At 40.7% G+C, this 16,370-nt stretch carries 13 protein-coding genes; 10 read left to right on the top strand and 3 right to left on the bottom strand.

The window, feature by feature from the left end; genetic code table 11:
• Nucleotides 1–340: 340 nt before the first annotated feature.
• A complete protein-coding gene (locus ACXJY6_RS11550) occupies nucleotides 341–1,657 on the top strand; it encodes an NAD(P)/FAD-dependent oxidoreductase (RefSeq protein WP_458768424.1) in 1,317 nt (438 codons plus the stop codon).
• Nucleotides 1,658–1,732: 75 nt separating this feature from the next.
• Here ACXJY6_RS11550 and ACXJY6_RS11545 read toward each other — a convergent pair whose 3' ends face one another.
• Nucleotides 1,733–2,758 carry a LacI family DNA-binding transcriptional regulator gene (locus ACXJY6_RS11545; protein WP_458768423.1) on the bottom strand — a complete coding sequence of 342 codons (1,026 nt, stop codon included), beginning with the start codon at nucleotides 2,756–2,758 and terminating at the stop codon, nucleotides 1,733–1,735.
• Between the two features lie 137 nt (nucleotides 2,759–2,895).
• Here ACXJY6_RS11545 and manD point away from each other — a divergent pair, with 137 nt between their 5' ends.
• Entirely contained in the window at nucleotides 2,896–4,113 is a 1,218-nt protein-coding gene (gene manD, locus ACXJY6_RS11540) for a D-mannonate dehydratase ManD (protein ID WP_458768422.1), read from the top strand.
• 57 nt (nucleotides 4,114–4,170) lie between these two features.
• Nucleotides 4,171–5,304, top strand: a complete 1,134-nt coding sequence (locus ACXJY6_RS11535) for a Gfo/Idh/MocA family protein (protein ID WP_456050389.1) — start codon at nucleotides 4,171–4,173, stop codon at nucleotides 5,302–5,304.
• A gap of 149 nt (nucleotides 5,305–5,453) precedes the next feature.
• Here the strand turns inward: ACXJY6_RS11535 and ACXJY6_RS11530 are convergent, their stop codons facing one another.
• On the bottom strand, nucleotides 5,454–6,632 hold the full coding sequence (locus tag ACXJY6_RS11530) for a GGDEF domain-containing protein (protein ID WP_456050388.1): 1,179 nt from the start codon (nucleotides 6,630–6,632) through the stop codon (nucleotides 5,454–5,456).
• Between the two features lie 61 nt (nucleotides 6,633–6,693).
• Nucleotides 6,694–7,623: a LysR family transcriptional regulator gene (locus ACXJY6_RS11525; protein WP_456050387.1), complete on the bottom strand. Its 930-nt coding sequence runs from the start codon at nucleotides 7,621–7,623 to the stop codon at nucleotides 6,694–6,696.
• Nucleotides 7,624–7,768: 145 nt separating this feature from the next.
• Here ACXJY6_RS11525 and ACXJY6_RS11520 point away from each other — a divergent pair, with 145 nt between their 5' ends.
• The 7 genes from ACXJY6_RS11520 to ACXJY6_RS11490 all read left to right on the top strand — a co-directional run bounded on the left by ACXJY6_RS11520 (nucleotide 7,769) and on the right by ACXJY6_RS11490 (nucleotide 16,362).
• Nucleotides 7,769–8,926 carry an iron-containing alcohol dehydrogenase gene (locus ACXJY6_RS11520; RefSeq protein ID WP_456050386.1) on the top strand — a complete coding sequence of 386 codons (1,158 nt, stop codon included), beginning with the start codon at nucleotides 7,769–7,771 and terminating at the stop codon, nucleotides 8,924–8,926.
• A gap of 49 nt (nucleotides 8,927–8,975) precedes the next feature.
• Nucleotides 8,976–9,587, top strand: coding sequence for a glutathione S-transferase family protein (locus tag ACXJY6_RS11515; RefSeq protein ID WP_456050385.1), 612 nt, complete (start codon nucleotides 8,976–8,978; stop codon nucleotides 9,585–9,587).
• A gap of 254 nt (nucleotides 9,588–9,841) precedes the next feature.
• Nucleotides 9,842–10,675 (top strand): 5'-nucleotidase, lipoprotein e(P4) family, encoded by an 834-nt coding sequence (locus ACXJY6_RS11510; RefSeq protein WP_458768421.1) that lies wholly within the window; start codon nucleotides 9,842–9,844, stop codon nucleotides 10,673–10,675.
• Nucleotides 10,676–10,887: 212 nt separating this feature from the next.
• The gene (locus tag ACXJY6_RS11505) at nucleotides 10,888–11,331 is read left to right on the top strand and encodes a MarR family winged helix-turn-helix transcriptional regulator (RefSeq protein ID WP_458768420.1); all 444 of its coding nucleotides are present in this window, start codon (nucleotides 10,888–10,890) and stop codon (nucleotides 11,329–11,331) included.
• 183 nt (nucleotides 11,332–11,514) lie between these two features.
• Nucleotides 11,515–12,552, top strand: a complete 1,038-nt coding sequence (locus tag ACXJY6_RS11500; RefSeq protein WP_458768419.1) for an MBL fold metallo-hydrolase — start codon at nucleotides 11,515–11,517, stop codon at nucleotides 12,550–12,552.
• Between the two features lie 30 nt (nucleotides 12,553–12,582).
• Nucleotides 12,583–13,590 carry an MBL fold metallo-hydrolase gene (locus ACXJY6_RS11495; RefSeq protein ID WP_456050381.1) on the top strand — a complete coding sequence of 336 codons (1,008 nt, stop codon included), beginning with the start codon at nucleotides 12,583–12,585 and terminating at the stop codon, nucleotides 13,588–13,590.
• Between the two features lie 849 nt (nucleotides 13,591–14,439).
• Nucleotides 14,440–16,362, top strand: coding sequence for a putative bifunctional diguanylate cyclase/phosphodiesterase (locus tag ACXJY6_RS11490; protein WP_458768418.1), 1,923 nt, complete (start codon nucleotides 14,440–14,442; stop codon nucleotides 16,360–16,362).
• Nucleotides 16,363–16,370 lie beyond the last annotated feature (8 nt).

Here is a 16,370-nt window from a genome sequence, read left to right as displayed (position 1 = left end):
TTTGCCAACAAGTTAAAATGAGATCTGTAACTCATTACATATATATTCAATCACGCACTTATCGATTTTCTCTCCATAACAATCTTAGATTTCTTCATAACCTATTGAAATGATCATCAACAATAATTTCACCACATTGATGTGTTTATACTTCAAGTTGCACATGTTAAATCGTAAAATCGTTAAATTCCACACAGTTATCAACAAATTTATTGGCATAAGCAAATAAATAAAGTGCATCTACCAAAATAGGGTCTATATTTAGCATATAATGATATACAGCTAAAAAACCTTCAATAGAGCAAGTCAGCGAGAAGGCATTCAATATAGGAAGTCAAAGATGGCTATTTCGAGAAGAACCATACTAAAAGCAGGTCTTGGTATAGGAGCATTGGGCGCAGCCGGAATTGGTTATTCACATATAAGTAAAATACCGACCAAAGCAAATATTGTCATTACCGGTGGTGGGGCTGGTGGTATTGGACTGGCGAACATGCTAATGCGTCATCTCGACGGGGCAAAAGTTACCATCGTTGAGCCTAGAGATTTCCATTGGTACCAGCCTGGTCAAACTCTTCTGCTTGCTGGCTCATACCAACAACGCTCCGATGTTATCAGCCCTATCGAAAAATACCTTGATGCTAACATCATCCATAAAAAAGCGACTGTCGAAGAGTTTTTACCCGATACGAATACGGTGATAACTAGTAAAGGTGAGCGTCTACATTACGATTACCTAATCGTGTCGACAGGAATCGAATTGCGCTATGACATGATAGAAGGTATGGATACAAATCTAATTGGCAAACAAGGTGTTACGAGTATCTATCACAGCCCTGAAGCGGGTATGGCAAGCTATCAACAGGCGCACCAATTTCTTAGTCAGCCCGGCGAAAAACGGGCAGTATTTACTCGACCGCAAGGCGCGATGAAATGTGCGGGTGCACCAATGAAGGCCACGAACTTGGTAGAGTATTTCGCCAACGAATCTGGAAGACGAGATGAGTTCACATTCGATTACTTTACATCTGAAGCTAAACTGTTTGCGGTAAAATCATTCGATCAAAAATTAAAAGAAGTCTGGCAACGTCGCAATATTACGCCAAATTATGAGCAAACCTTAAGTTCGATTGATATCGCTAGAAATGAAGCAACGTTCACATTGTCAGATGGAAGCAGTAACACCGTTGGTTGGGATTTTATTCACGTAGTTCCTCCAATGACCCCACCAAAGGTTATCAGTGAATCAAGCTTAGCAGACAAAGAGAAATACAAAGGCTATTTAGAAGTAGACAAATACACTATGCAACATAAACGCTACAATAATGTATTTGGCTTGGGAGATTGTGTTGGCACACCGATAGGTAAAACGGCCGCATCTGTGAAATCCCAACTTCCGGTAATTACCAGCAACCTCCGTTCGATTATTGAAGGTAAAGAGCCAGTGGCGAAATGGGATGGCTATACTTCTTGCCCAATGATTCTTGATGTCGGTCATGCGATGTTATGGGAGTTCAACTATTCACTTGAACCTGTTACTGCGCTACCGTTTCAAGTTGTTGATCCATTATCAGAAAGTGCATTAGCGTGGACCATGGAAGAGACCTTCTTACGGCCAGTTTATGATGTCATGCTCAATGGATATACGCCTATCTAATCGATTGATTCAATTCATTTTGCGCCCGACTACATATTTAATTATTGCTAGGGCGTTTGCTTCACTACTTACAAGTTACATCTTCTCAAGCGGTGAGTTGCACGAATCTCGAATCACCAATTCACATGGCACAATAACTTTTTTGACCGCTTCCGTCTTAGCCTTGTCCGTCAAATCCTTTAATAGCATGCTTGCCGACTCGTACCCAATACGATAAGAATCTTGCTGAATGACGGTTACAGGAACTTTAAACATATCTACCATGGGAATATCGTCAAACCCAACAATAGAAACACGCTGAGGCACGTCAATACAATGCTGACTGCACAGTTTTAGTAAGTCTGTTGTAATGGCTAAGTGTTGGGTAAAAAAAGCGGTCGGAGCATTATCGCTATCTAAAAGCTCTACAGGCGAAGACTTAAACCCTTGGTCACGATCCCAATACTGAATCAACTCGTCATCATAAGAAATATTGTTAACACTCAATGCATCAAGATACCCTTGATAACGCTCTTTACGCGAGCGACTGCCTCCAAAGTGCTGTGTCATAAAGCCGATCCGTTTGTGTCCAAGTGAAATCAAGTACTCCGTCGCCTTTTTCGCCGCCGTGCGGTAATCGGACAGAACCATATTGGATTGACAGTCGTTATACTCCAATTGAAATTGCACTATCGGATAACCGGAATGGTGATATTGGTTAATAAGGTCAGCATTTTTGCCTGATGACGTAATAATAATGCCATCAATACACATCTGCTTTAAGGTTTCTAATGACCGACGCTCTACATCGGCATCAAAATCCGTGTTGTAGATTAATACGTTATACCCTGCCTTCTTACAGCAATCATCGATCCCTCGCAAAACTCGGCTAGTATTAAACCCTGTAATATCACGAACAATCACACCAACGGTTTTGGTCTTATCACTTTTTAAGCTACGTGCTATTGGGTTCGGTACGTAATTTAGCTCTTCAACAGCACAACGAATACGCTCTTTTGTTGCCACCGACATATGCCCAAATCGGCCGTTTAGGTATTGAGATACTGTGCTTTTGGATACGCCAGCATGAGTTGCAACATCAACAATTTTGATTTTAGTCATCTAAATATAATTTTTGTTAAACCGATCAATCTGCGGATTTGACATTCTATCTTGATCGTTTAACCTAAACAAGTAAATCGATTTACTAAACCGTTTTACTTATTTGGTAAACATCGTATATTTCACTGGAGTAAACAATGAAAATCACTGACATCCAGGTATTTGTCACCAACCCCGGCAGAAACTTTGTTACCGTAAAAGTGACGACCGAAAACGGAATTTATGGTTTAGGCGATGCCACGGTAAATGGACGCGAACTCGCCGTTGTAACTTACCTTGAAGAACATGTTACCCCGTGTCTTATTGGACGAGATGCCCATAGTATTGAAGACATATGGCAATATTTATATAAAGGTGTCTATTGGCGTCGAGGCCCAATCACTATGGCCGCGATTGCGGCGATTGATATGGCATTATGGGATATCAAGGGAAAAGTGACAGGGTTACCAGTTTATCAACTTTTAGGTGGAAAATGCCGAACCGGTGTCAGCCTATATGCTCATGCGAATGGTGAGAATATTGAAGACACATTAGATAAAGTGCAAGAGTCAATCGACCAAGGTTTTAAGGCCGTTAGACTTCAGACCGCTATCCCCGGTTTATCTGAAACCTACGGCGTGCTAGGTGACAAAAAAGACTACTTTGAGCTTCAGGGAAACCGCCCACTTCCACCAGAACAAGATTGGTCGACGCCGAAGTACTTCAAATTAGTGCCGGAGTTATTTAAACAAGCCCGAGAGCGTTTTGGAGATCAAGTTGAGTTTCTTCACGATGTTCATAGTCGTTTGACTCCAATTGAATCAGCAAAGCTTGGCAAGATGCTCGAAGAATACAATCTACTCTTTTTAGAGGATGCCTCTATTGCCGAGAACCAAGAAAACTATAAATTAATCCGTCACCATACGACGACCCCACTAGCAATTGGTGAAACCTATAACACAATTTGGGATTGTAAAGATCTGATGCAAAACCAATTAATTGACTATATCCGAGTAGCCGCGACTCATGCTGGTGGGATTACTGGTGTGAAAAAAATCTCCGATTACGCTGACGTACACAATATTCGCACTGCACCACACGGTGCTCCTGATTTGTCTCCTATCTGTTTTGCCGCACACATGCACTTAAACATCTCAACGCATAACTTTGGTATTCAAGAGTTTGTCGGGTTTGGGAATGATGAATGTCGTTCGATTTTTAAACATGATATGCGTCTAGAAAATGGCATGATCATGGTGAGCGATGCCCCGGGTTTAGGTGTTGAATTTGACGAAGAAACCGCAGCGAAATACTCATACAAACGTTCTTACCTTCCGGTAAGTCGGTTGGAAGATGGCACTCTTTGGCACTGGTAACCGCACAGTCGTATCAACATTCCAGATAAAAACATCAAATTTAAGAAAGGAATAACAATGAAAAAAACAGTATTAGTTTTCGGAACTGGTTTTGCTGGTCAAGGGCACGCACTCGCGTTTCGTGACGCTGGTGCAGAGGTTGTTGGCATCGTTGGGCGTAACCCAGATGTGGTTAAAAGTGTCGCTGAAAAGCTTAATATTCCCTATTTCGGCACCGATTGGCAAACAGCATTAGAAACATGTAAGCCTGATATTGTTTCGATTGCGACGCCGGGTGGTGCTCACGTTGAACCCATTACTCAAGCAATCAACTTTGGTTGTCATGTCTTTTGCGATAAACCGATGACAGAAAGCGGCCAAACAGCGACTGAATTGTATCAATTGGCTCAACAGAAGGAAGTAAAAACGGCATTTGCTTCTAGCTTCCGTTATATGCCTCATATCATGCAAGCGAAGGAACTTGTCGCTCAAGGATGCATTGGTGAGCCTACAGAAGTTGAGTGTATTTCTCATTTCAATCTCGATAGACATATTCCATTTGGTTGGTCGCACACCAAAGAAAATGGTGGTGGTCGCTTAAACAATAACTTCACTCACCTTCTTTCTATCGTGACTTCTGTTATTGGCGAGAACGTGTTGTCGGTTCAGGGCGAAGTTCGAAACGATATGCCGAAAGCCCCTGTCGTCGATGGTGTACACAACTTCATGGAACGACGTAACTTCATTCCAAAAGACATAGAAGATCCAAAACTAGAATGGAAAGAGTGCGACGTTGAATGGTCTTATACGGTTCTGATGAAACTGGAAAGTCGTTTACCTGCAAAACAACCCGTTTCAGTTCTGTTTAAGCATGGTGGACTCGTTCCTCGTTTCAATGAAGACCATATTGTATTCCATGGAAGCAAAGGATCGATTTATATCAAAGGTCATTATGGAAGTGGGCCGTTGTATTTGTGGGATGAGAAAAAAGTTTGGACTGAAATCGATCTACCTTCTGAAATTGCCACATCGCTACCAGATATCGCCGATGATACTCAACGCAGTTGGACCCACCTTGCCACTGAATTTGTTAAAGATATCGAAGGTAAATCGGTGGAACCCTATCAAACCTTCAAAGAAGGGTCGCAGTATCAAAATATAATCGACATTATTCGTAAAGATGACCGTTGGGTCGATTTATCAGTTCTCTAAACATCAACGATTTATCAGTTCTCTAAACATCAACATTGGTTTCTTCGATTTAAACCGAAGACTAAAATGCCCCTAGATGTATGATCACTAAGGGCATTTTTAAACGCGTTCTCATATTTCCTACCCGCTCTAATCGACGAGTAACACGTTTACACTTCACTTGCAGTCATCGAACCTTTAACTCGAGTTACAGGGTTCGAAAAAATAATGTACCCATTTTGTAGGTCTTTTGATTGGTACATTGCATTATCAGCCGCGGTCATCACTTTTTCAGCGTTTTGACATTCAGGATCAATAATATGAATGCCAATGCTGCCAGTAATATTAATGGTACCCTCTGCAAATTCGAACGGCTTTTTGATCAATTCTTGCAAACGAGAAGCTAATGCCTTGGCTTGTAATTTCATATTAATTTCACTACTACTACCAAATGACAGCAACAATGCAAATTCATCTCCACCAAGTCGAGCCGCTAACTCATCTTCACGAGTAAATGTTTGGATACGACTCCCCAACTCACTTAACAAGAGGTCGCCAACATGGTGACCGTATTCATCATTCACTGGTTTGAATCGGTCTAAATCCAAATAAATTACCGCGCCATATTGATTAGTACGTTTAAAGTGAGCCAACGAACTGGATAGCGCCATTTCAAACATACGTCGATTCGCGAGCCCAGTTAAATGGTCGGTATTAGATTCTTTCTTTAAGCGAAGTTGGGCTTCTTCGGTATAACTTAGCAATGAAAACACCCCAATAACCGCGCAAAATGCCGGCCATATAATTTGAGTATATATACTTGATTTAGCGAATAACTCTGGTGATGTTTCCAATAATATTGAACGGCCTAAAATAACAACCGCCATAAAAATAAATGCGTACCCCAATAATACATCTGAAGGGTGTCGTTCGGCTTTTAATTTAAGAAACATATAAGAAATGGTAAAGAATGCAATCGGTAAAAATACAGCGCTAACATGAAGATAAGCAGTCAAATCAGCTTGTAAAATGGCATAGATTTGAGCTGAGCATTGAAGCGTAAAAAATATTGCTAGTACCGACATTGGAAACGAGACAAAACATCGCTTAGAAGCGAAAGCAACCATCCCCCAAACAAAAATCGAGGCTGACATAGCCCCAACTATTTCGAGTGCCTTATTCATTTCAAATATATAGACAAACCAACTCACAAAGTAAGCAAAAAATGAAACCATGAAGAACAATATAGAGTTCGAGTTTCCTTTATGTTCTTTTACTCGAGTTCCAGCAAGCGCAAAAACCAAATTGATCAAAGCAACACTAAAAAAATAGGCTTGTTCTACGCTCATTTCACTCTCCATGTGTAGTAGATAGTGCGAAGTATCACACGTAATAGATATCTAATTCAACTCAATGTCTAACCGTACTCGATGCGGAAAGCTCTGACATTTGTACTGAAACATAATTTATCAAATAATCGAGCAACAAACGCAGTTTCTTTGAGCTTGCAGTACCGGGAGGATAAACCGCATACACATCTATCTGGTCGGTTTCATAGTCATCCAGTAATGACTCTAGTGTGCCACTTTTAATTTTTGGAAGTGCATCGTAAAGCGGAATTCTTCCCACGCCATGCCCTCCTTCGATAAACGCTGTTCGAGCGGCGGAATTATTGGTGCTAACACTTCCTTTCATTTTAAAACTAAACGTTTTAGTTCCCTTTTTTAAAGTTAATGTGGACGGTCCGGTTGTGTATATTACCCATTCGTGAGTCGTTAACTCGTCCGGTGTCCGTGGTCGACCATATTGATTTAAGTATTCACGTGATGCGCATAAACAAGTCTGTAATGTTGCCAGCTTAGTCGCTTGCAATCCAGAGTCTTTCAATGACGCGCCGCGAATAGCAAGATCATAACCGTCTTGAATGATATTAACGACTTCATCAGTGAGCACAATATCCAGCTTTATCTTTGGGTACAGTCGCTTAAATTGGTTTAGTGCGGGGACAATCGAGGTTAATCCTGCATTAACCGGGCAAGATATTTTTAATGTCCCTTGTGGTTCTTGATTCAGATTTTCCATCTGTAATTGTGCGGCGGTTGCTTGCTGAGAGATATTTCGACAGTGTTGATAATACTGTTCTCCAGCTTCTGTGAGGTGTAGGCTTCTGGTTGATCGATTAAGTAATTTAACGCCCAACTTCTGTTCTAACTTCTTTACGTGATAGCTAATCACCGCCCGAGAAAGCTCCAACTGCTTCGCTGCAGCACTTAGGCTACCCTGCTCAACCACTTGAGCAAACACCACCATACTTTTCAACTGTTCAAAAATGACCGTCACTTACGACCTCTTCAATCTAAACCGATACTATCTTCGCTGTTATTGTATCAATAAATTAAACATTGTTTTCATTTTTATCTGCATTGTCTTATTTAGCTGTACACATTAGACTGCAAATATTCAACTTATGCTCAAGGTACTTACCATGCTTAATTTCAGTTTCCAAAACAGTACAAAAATCAATTTCGGCACAGAACAAATAGCGTCTATTGCCAAGGAGATTCCAACCAGTGCCCGTGTACTCATTACGTATGGTGGTGGATCAATAAAACAAAACGGTGTCTATCAACAAGTTGAGCAGGCGTTGGCGAGTCACACATGGCAAGAATTCTCAGGTATTGAACCAAATCCAAAGTACGATACTTTGATGAAAGCTGTGGAACTCGTCAAAGCAGAAAAAATCGATTACCTTCTCGCGATTGGTGGTGGCTCTGTCATTGATGGTACTAAATTTATCGCTGCAGCAGCTTTATATGAAGGCGAAGATCCATGGGATATCATCACCCAGCGTCTTCCTGTCAAACACGCACTTCCAATTGGTGCAGTTCTTACGCTGCCCGCAACTGGATCAGAAAGTAATATTGGCTCAGTCGTCACTCGCGATGGTCACAAACTACCATTTTTAGCCGAAGCAGTTCGCCCTAAATTTGCCGTACTAGATCCAACAGTGACATTGAGTTTATCTCCCAGGCAGATTAGTAATGGTGTTGCCGACGCATTTGTTCACGTAGTAGAGCAATACTTAACTTATCCTGTAAACGCCAAAGTACAAGATAGATTTGCGGAAGGTTTGCTACTAACGCTGAAAGAAGAAGGCCCAAAAGCCATAAGCGAAGAACAACGCAATGACCTGGATGTTCGATCAAATATAATGTGGGCAGCAAGCCTAGCGTTGAATGGTTTAATTGGTTCAGGCGTCCCACAAGATTGGTCAACTCACATGATAGGCCATGAGCTTACTGGCACTTATGGTATTGACCACGCTCGAAGCCTAACCGTCGTACTTCCTGCATTGCTTAGAAATCGAACTGATGCGAAACGCGCTAAATTACTTCAATATGGTGAACGTATCTGGGGAATCACCGAAGGCTGCGAAGATGAACGAATCGAACAAGCCATTTCAGCAACTGAAACTTTTTTCCGTCAAATGAAGATGCCCGTTCGCTTATCAGAAATCAATATTAGCAAAAGTGATATCGACATCTTAGTTAATAACTTAGAAGTACATCAAATGACAGCACTCGGAGAAGATCAGCAAGTTACGCTCGAGGTGAGTCGTAAAATCCTAACTGAATCTCTTTAAGTATTTATAATAAAAAAAATAATATAATCAATGCAATATAAGGATCATTATGATTACTGTTCATCACCTAAACCGTTCACGATCTAAGCGCGTTATATGGTTACTCAAAGAGCTTAACCTACCGTACGAAATCGTACATCATCAACGTGATGCAACAACGCAACTCGCCCCTCAAAGCCTTAAAAAGGTACATGCGCTGGGTAAGGCCCCTGTCATTGCCGACGGTGACATTATCTTATGTGAATCTGGAGCGATTACTGAATACTTACTTGATCAAGCCAGCGATGCGAATTCACTTCGACCATCACAAGGTACGCCGGCATATTATCAATATTTACAATGGCTGCATTTTGCGGAGGGTTCACTAGCAATGCCTGTGATCGCTAATATGATGCTGGCAGGCGAGCAGCGAGAAGAACCGAAATTGATCGATCGGTACATGAATAAAGAAATACAGCTAGATATGGACTATATCGAAGCGACGCTTTCTCACCAAGCCTATTTCGCTGGTGATGAATTTACTGCCGCGGATATCATGATGGCGATTACACTTGAGTTCGCCGCAATGCAAAACCTTCTGGCAGGTTACAACGCAACCCTAGCCTATCTAGCTAAAATACAACAACGTAAAGCGTATCAAGCAGCATCTGAACTTGGATAGCTACATATCATTCTTAACACGATTCATTGTTTTAGACTCGTTATTTGACCTACCAACACCACGATGGTGGTAGGTCAAAAAACACGCGAATATTACAAAATACCAAAAAGTAATCCATTACATTTCATCATTATATCAACAAGTTGTAAAAAATAGGTTTTTTGCTCGAATTATTGAATTCCGGGGCGTATATTATTTTGCTCAGGTCAGAACTAATGACCATCAACCATGACGGTATCACACAGGAGTGACACATGCCGATGACAAAACTACGCTCTCTAGCGCTATCAACAACCCTAGTATTAGGTTGTGTAGCAACACCTTTTAGCTGGGCAGAAACAGCTGAATATGACACCAAAGCATTGAATGAACAATTGGTAATGTCGAGCTTATGGATGCAAGCTTCTGGCGAATACAAAGCATTATCATATCAAGCGTTCAACCTAGCAAAAATGCAACTAGACACTTATCTTGCAAACTACACTGGTGACAAGAAAGTTGCTATCGTTGTTGATGCAGATGAAGCAGTCCTTGATAACGGTGCCTATGAAGCATGGTTAATTGGTCGGAATGAAGGCTACTCTTCTAAAACGTGGGCAAAATGGATGGATGCCGCAGAAGCGAAAGCAATACCTGGTGCCGTTGAGTTTCTACAGTATGCAGACAGCAAAGACGTCGCGATATTTTATATCACCAACCGCAAAGAAGTTGGTCGTGCTGGAACTCTAAAAAACATGCAAGAGCTCACTTTCCCGCAAGTGACGGATTCTCAACTTCTTATGAAGACAGAGACCAGCAACAAAGAGCCTCGTCGCCAGCAAGTCGTTCAACAACATGATATTGCATTGTTTATGGGTGACAACTTAAACGATTTCTCTGTCGATTTTAGAGTGGAAACCTTAGAAGAGTCCTATGCCGCTGTTGAGAAAAACAAGGCACTTTTTGGTACTCAGTTCATCGTATTACCCAATCCGAGCTACGGTGATTGGGAAGGCAAAGTTTACAAAAATAACTGGAAAGCCTCAGCCGCTGAAAAAGACCAAATGCGTAAAGCGCACCTAACGTCTTGGCAACCAAAAGCGGAGTAATTATTCGCTAATTAACCTAATTAGGCATAAAAAATACTCTTTTTATGCCTAATTTCATATCACTCGGTTCTCATTGATTCTTAGCTTTGGCGCTTGCTTCCCAACCATATATCTCCAGAGAAGAGCTTTTAACCACCTAACTATAACGTATTTAGCAATGAACATGATAACCTAGATTCATAAGTAAGTGGTTTCAACAGAGAGATTTACCTTTGAAAGATTACACCGACAATTGTCCCGCCTTTCTTACCAATATCGTAGGAAACTATCTTCACCAAGATCTCACCAACAAGCTTGCAGAATCGAGCTACAACTTGTCAAAGCAACAGTTACGAATTCTATTTTATCTGTATGAAGAAGATGGCTTGAGCCAAAAGCAACTCATGGAGTTAATCAAACTCAGTAAAATTTCATTAGTTAAGATTATTAACGACCTTGAAGAAGCTAACGTCGTTGTTCGGGTTCAGAGTGAAAGCGACATGAGAGTCAATCGAATTTTTCTAACGCCACTCGGTAAAAAACTTAAGTCGCCCCTTCTTGGCCTCATTGACCAGCACAAAGCGGATATTTTCGAAGGGTTCACTGAAGAAGAAATCGGACTTTACGTCTCACTGTTACAAAAAGTGATTGTTAATATAACCAAACGCGCAAAATAGGTTAATTGCTTATCCTTTATTTATAATAATGTGTTTTTCAGCACAGAATAAAAAAAGGAATTCGTTTATTTCTTAGTAATTAGGTTAAGTGGTTTAACTAAAATTCCACTCATCTTGTGTACTAATAAAAGTTGTTTATATGCCTTCTCATTGCATATTTTCACTTTACTCCGAGGATAAACGATGAAAAATGTCGATGTGTGCCAACTCGACCGCCGAACATTTATTAAAAGTGCTGCGATTGGTGCAGTGACCATTTCCGCCACTTCCGCAGGCCTCCTGGGTTCAATGAACGAAGCAAATGCCGCTCCTCCCAAACCAAAGCTGCATAATCATACTCATTCGTTCAGTGTCGTCACAGTGGGGACCGGTAACCCTATTCCCGATAAAAACCGAGCCTCATCGTGCACGATGATTCAATTCAATAACAAATATTATCTGCTCGATACCGGTAATGGTGTTAATGATGTCATGGATCAACATGGATTTGCTCACAATAAAATCAGCGCCATTCTTTTTACTCACCTCCACGCAGATCACACCACTGACTTTATCGATTTAATGATCAATCGCTGGATGACTGGCGGCAAAGAAATGTCCATTATGGGGCCGCCGCGATGTGGTGGGTACTATAACTTTATGCTCGACTTTTTTGCCGATGACCTCACCTATCGTCAATACCGTGGTTATAAAGGCGGTATTACCGAACTTGGCATGTTCACTGGCATTGACGTAACAGAACTCAAAGGCCGAAACAACTTTGAACTTGATGGTATGCAGGTACGTACCGAAGCATTAACCCACACCATGTATAACCTTGGTTATCGTTTTGACGTTGATGGTAAATCAATTGTGGTTTCAGGTGATACATCTTTTGATCCGAAATTAATCGAGTTAGCCAAAGGAGCGGATGTCCTAGTCATCGATGCAAACATTACCACTGTCACCGCTCAGAAAGGTGCTGATGAACAAACCTTCACCGATGAGAACATTGTCAAACCTAAACCCAAATACGAGTACGCAGGAAACTTTGATGTCGCGCCTCACATGGGCATCGATGACGTGGCAAAAACAGCTACCGAAGCCCAAGTTAAAACCGTCGTACTCACACACTTACCGCCCGCACCTTTTAATATTGACACAATACAACCTTACTTCGACAAGGCAGGCTTTAAAGGTCAAGTATTAGAAGCAACCGATGGTCTTGAAATTAATCCTTAATGCATGAAACATAGAACAGAAGGCAGAAAGATGTCTAATAATAACGAACACAACAATTCATCCCGCAGAGAGTTTTTAACTTCAGCAGGGAAAATGGCTGGAGCAGCCGCGCTAATCTCAACGGGAATTTCTCCTGTAGTCGCAGCAACACAAGCAGCACCGGAGAGGCCAAAACCAAATGCTGAACCGATACCTGAAGGTTTTCAGGTCATCACCATTGGTATTGCGGGTCCGCCGATGGAGACTCTAAATAGAGATCGCACATGGCCAGCCACTCTGGTGCAATTCAAAGATAAATACTTTTTAGTTGACTGCGGAGGCGGTGCGACACATGGATTACTTAAAGCAGGAATTGTCCCATCAAAAGTAAAAAACTTGCTATTTACTCATCATCACGCCGATCATAACTCAGACTTTTCAACCTTCTTTATCGGGGGTTGGAATGGACCAATGGGACGGCGAGAGCTTAACATCGTTGGTCCGCGACAGACTCAGCAGCTATACGACATGACGATGACCTTCTATAAAGAAGATCTTGACTACCGTATGCACTACGGGTTCCCCGCCGAAGGCTTAGCGAAGAATGTGACCATCAAAGAAGTCAGTAAACCTGAAACGTTTGAGCTTGATGGGATAACAGTCAAGACCGTTGAAGGAATCCACACCATAACGAACTTTGCTTATCGTTTTGAAGCCGAAGGCCAATCCGTTGTCGTCACTGGCGATACGGCCTACTCGGAAGATATCGTAGAGCTATCTCAAAATGCCGATATCTTGGTCATTGATGCTCATATGGCAGAAGGTGACTTTGCAAAAAATGTGCTAAGCAACGCAGAACAAAGAGACAATATGCGAAAAGCTCATATGTCAAATGAAGACATAGCGATGACCGCATCAAAAGCCAAAGTGAAGAAGGTAATATTGACACATTTACCACCCCTTCACGTAGATACCAGCGCAACGGTTAAATCACTAAGGGATGCTGGCTATTCTGGTGAGATTGAAATCGCAGAAACTGGTGCTCGATATCTAGCATAAGTTATGCAAGTCGTTTAGAGAATGACCACAAAGCATTGGTTGAATTGACTTCATCTAATGCTTTAATAATGATTAAAATTCAATTCCATTATTATCTAACACCTCCCATTACATACAAAAAATAAATGAATCCAAAATACGTTGATTCCTATAGCCTCTATTTAGACACATTAATAATAAGCCTAACATAAGCGAAATTTTATATTAAACAATGCTAATTTTTTGCAAAGACAAATATATTAGCTATCAATAAATTAGACTAGAGATTAAAAACATTTGAGTTTTTAATCTCTTTTACTTTGATAATCATATTTTAGTATATATACTGTCTTAGTTATGATACGAAACATTTAGACTGGTTATATAATCATTAATTCAATAGGTTAAGGACTGAAATAGACATAATCGAGCGCTATTGACTATATTAACGATAGAAGTTCGCTCTTGTAAGTTATACATTTGCGTATTTCTAGTTTTAAAACGGGTAAACTATTTATGAATGAAATATCTGGTATAAAGCATTTCAAACATTATTTTTTTACATTTTTGTTTTTTACCATCATTGCTAGCATTTTTTCTTTCATTTTCCCTACCCTAACTTCTAATCTATCTAAATTTACCTGTTTAATTATAGTTTGGGTTACGTTACTTAGTTTCTTTTGTCTCCACATTTACATTGTAAAATTTGAACTAGGGAAACAACGTCAAATCACAAATTATCTTTTCAACAAGGTCCCTAGCTCCGTCTACTTTAAAGATTCATCTGGTACAATTATCCACTGCAACACAATCTCAGCTCAGAAATATGGCCATTCAATCGACGAAATCATTGGTCTTAATGAAGATAGTTTGAATCAAAAAATTCAACAAAAACCATTGACCTGCGACCAGGATGACTCAAGCCCATTCTCTAATCCAACAAAAGAATGTCATATAACCTATATCGACCCTCAAACCAGTGAAAAGCGACATATGCTATCTCTGCAAATCCCATATGTCGATATATCTGAAACACAAAAAAACCTCGTTATAGAACAAGATATCACCGAACTTATTTCTCAAAGAGAGGACGCACACCGCAGTAAGTCTCGGCTCGAACATGTCTTAAAGGTATCTAAGGAAGGTATATGGGAATGGCACATACAAACCGATATTGCTGTATGTGATGATAACTGGCATAAACTCTGTGGTACGGACCCCGGTAGTCAAACCACCTTTTCTGAATATGAAGACTGCATCTTACCCGAAGACAAAGGTCGAGTTTATCAGGCAATTGTTCAAGCACTAAATCACAACCAGGTGTTTGACATCGAGTACCGTATACAGCGACCTGACGGAGAGGTTATATGGGTGTGGGATAGAGGTAAAATAGCCGATGTCGATGCTGACGGGAACCCAACATTGATGGTAGGAATCGCTCTCGAAATCACACGACGAAAAAATACGGAACTCGAAATCACAAAACTGGCGTATTTTGATCATTTAACTGGGCTAATCAATCGAAGTCAGATACTAAAAAAATTAAACCAAGCCGTCAAAGCTGAAAACTCAGCTCATTCCTATAGCGCGGTACTGCAATTAGATATTGATAAATTCAAACTTTTAAATGATTGCTATGGCAACAAAGAAGGAGATAACATTCTTGTTGAAGTCGCGAACCGTATCCAAAACACCATCGAGGATATGGCAACGATCGCGCGCTACGAACGTGACGAATATATTATCTTATTTGAAGATATCGATACTTCTGAAGCCGCGGCACAGGCTAAGATCGATTCAACGATTACGCGACTGTTTGAGCAGCTAAGTCAAAGCTACATCATTAGCCACAACAATATGAATATCGACTACCGCATTACATGCAGTGTCGGAGGTATTTTATTTAATGACAGTAGCCATTCCAGTGAAGAGCTACTTAGCCTTGTCAAATACGCACTAATTGAAGCCAAAAATACAACGGGAAATAGCTTACAGTTTATAAACAATCGAATCATTCAAGAATTAACTAATATCGCAATGCTTCAAAAAGATATGATCGAATCACTGACGAGAGATGACCTCACGATCCATCTGCAGCCCCAATACAATTCTGATAAAAAAATATTAGGAGCAGAAGCACTAGTTCGATGGCAGCACCCTACTCGTGGGCTTCTATTACCTTGGGCTTTTCTTCATATTGCCGAAGACAGTAATTTAATCATTCCAATCGGCAACCGCGTACTTGAACTTGCTTGTAAACAACTCTCGCAGTGGCATGCGTCTGATAATACTCGTCACCTAACTCTATCGGTGAATATCAGCGCAAAACAGATTTGGCAAGAGAGCTTTGTCAATGAAGTCATTCAAATTATTGATAAGTATGAATTTAAACGCTCGCAATTAACTTTAGAAATTACCGAGTCACTATTAATTGAAGCTATCGACGATGCCCATCATAAGCTTACTCAACTAAAAGACTACGGTTTGTCGATCTCATTGGATGATTTTGGTACTGGATTTTCTTCATTGAGCCACCTGCGTACCTTTCCTGTCGATGAGATTAAAATAGATAAAAGCTTCGTAGACAACTTAAACACAGACCCTGCATCGCTAGTACTTGTTAAGTCGATTGTTGATTTGGCGAAAAACTTCAATCTTAGAGTAGTTTGTGAAGGCATCGAACAACAAGAGCAGTTGGATATTCTAATGTCGATAGATGCGATGGTGTTTCAAGGGTATTTGTTCAGTAAGCCCATTACGATTGCTGAGTTTGAACATAAACTCAGTCAATAAAGACATCG

The sequence above is a fragment of the Vibrio phycocola genome, assembly GCF_054404255.1.
This window is presented reverse-complemented; position numbering and strand designations above follow the sequence as displayed.

Excerpts from the sequence above, each read along its gene's own strand:
- ACXJY6_RS11535 (WP_456050389.1), top strand. The coding sequence starts at position 4,171 with ATGAAAAAAACAGTATTAGTTTTCGGAACTGGTTTTGCTGGTCAAGGG.
- manD (WP_458768422.1), top strand. The coding sequence starts at position 2,896 with ATGAAAATCACTGACATCCAGGTATTTGTCACCAACCCCGGCAGAAAC.
- ACXJY6_RS11510 (WP_458768421.1), top strand. The coding sequence starts at position 9,842 with ATGCCGATGACAAAACTACGCTCTCTAGCGCTATCAACAACCCTAGTA.
- ACXJY6_RS11515 (WP_456050385.1), top strand. The coding sequence starts at position 8,976 with ATGATTACTGTTCATCACCTAAACCGTTCACGATCTAAGCGCGTTATA.
- ACXJY6_RS11530 (WP_456050388.1), bottom strand. The coding sequence starts at position 6,632 with ATGAGCGTAGAACAAGCCTATTTTTTTAGTGTTGCTTTGATCAATTTG.
- ACXJY6_RS11550 (WP_458768424.1), top strand. The coding sequence starts at position 341 with ATGGCTATTTCGAGAAGAACCATACTAAAAGCAGGTCTTGGTATAGGA.
- ACXJY6_RS11500 (WP_458768419.1), top strand. The coding sequence starts at position 11,515 with ATGAAAAATGTCGATGTGTGCCAACTCGACCGCCGAACATTTATTAAA.
- ACXJY6_RS11495 (WP_456050381.1), top strand. The coding sequence starts at position 12,583 with ATGTCTAATAATAACGAACACAACAATTCATCCCGCAGAGAGTTTTTA.
- ACXJY6_RS11545 (WP_458768423.1), bottom strand. The coding sequence starts at position 2,758 with ATGACTAAAATCAAAATTGTTGATGTTGCAACTCATGCTGGCGTATCC.
- ACXJY6_RS11520 (WP_456050386.1), top strand. The coding sequence starts at position 7,769 with ATGCTTAATTTCAGTTTCCAAAACAGTACAAAAATCAATTTCGGCACA.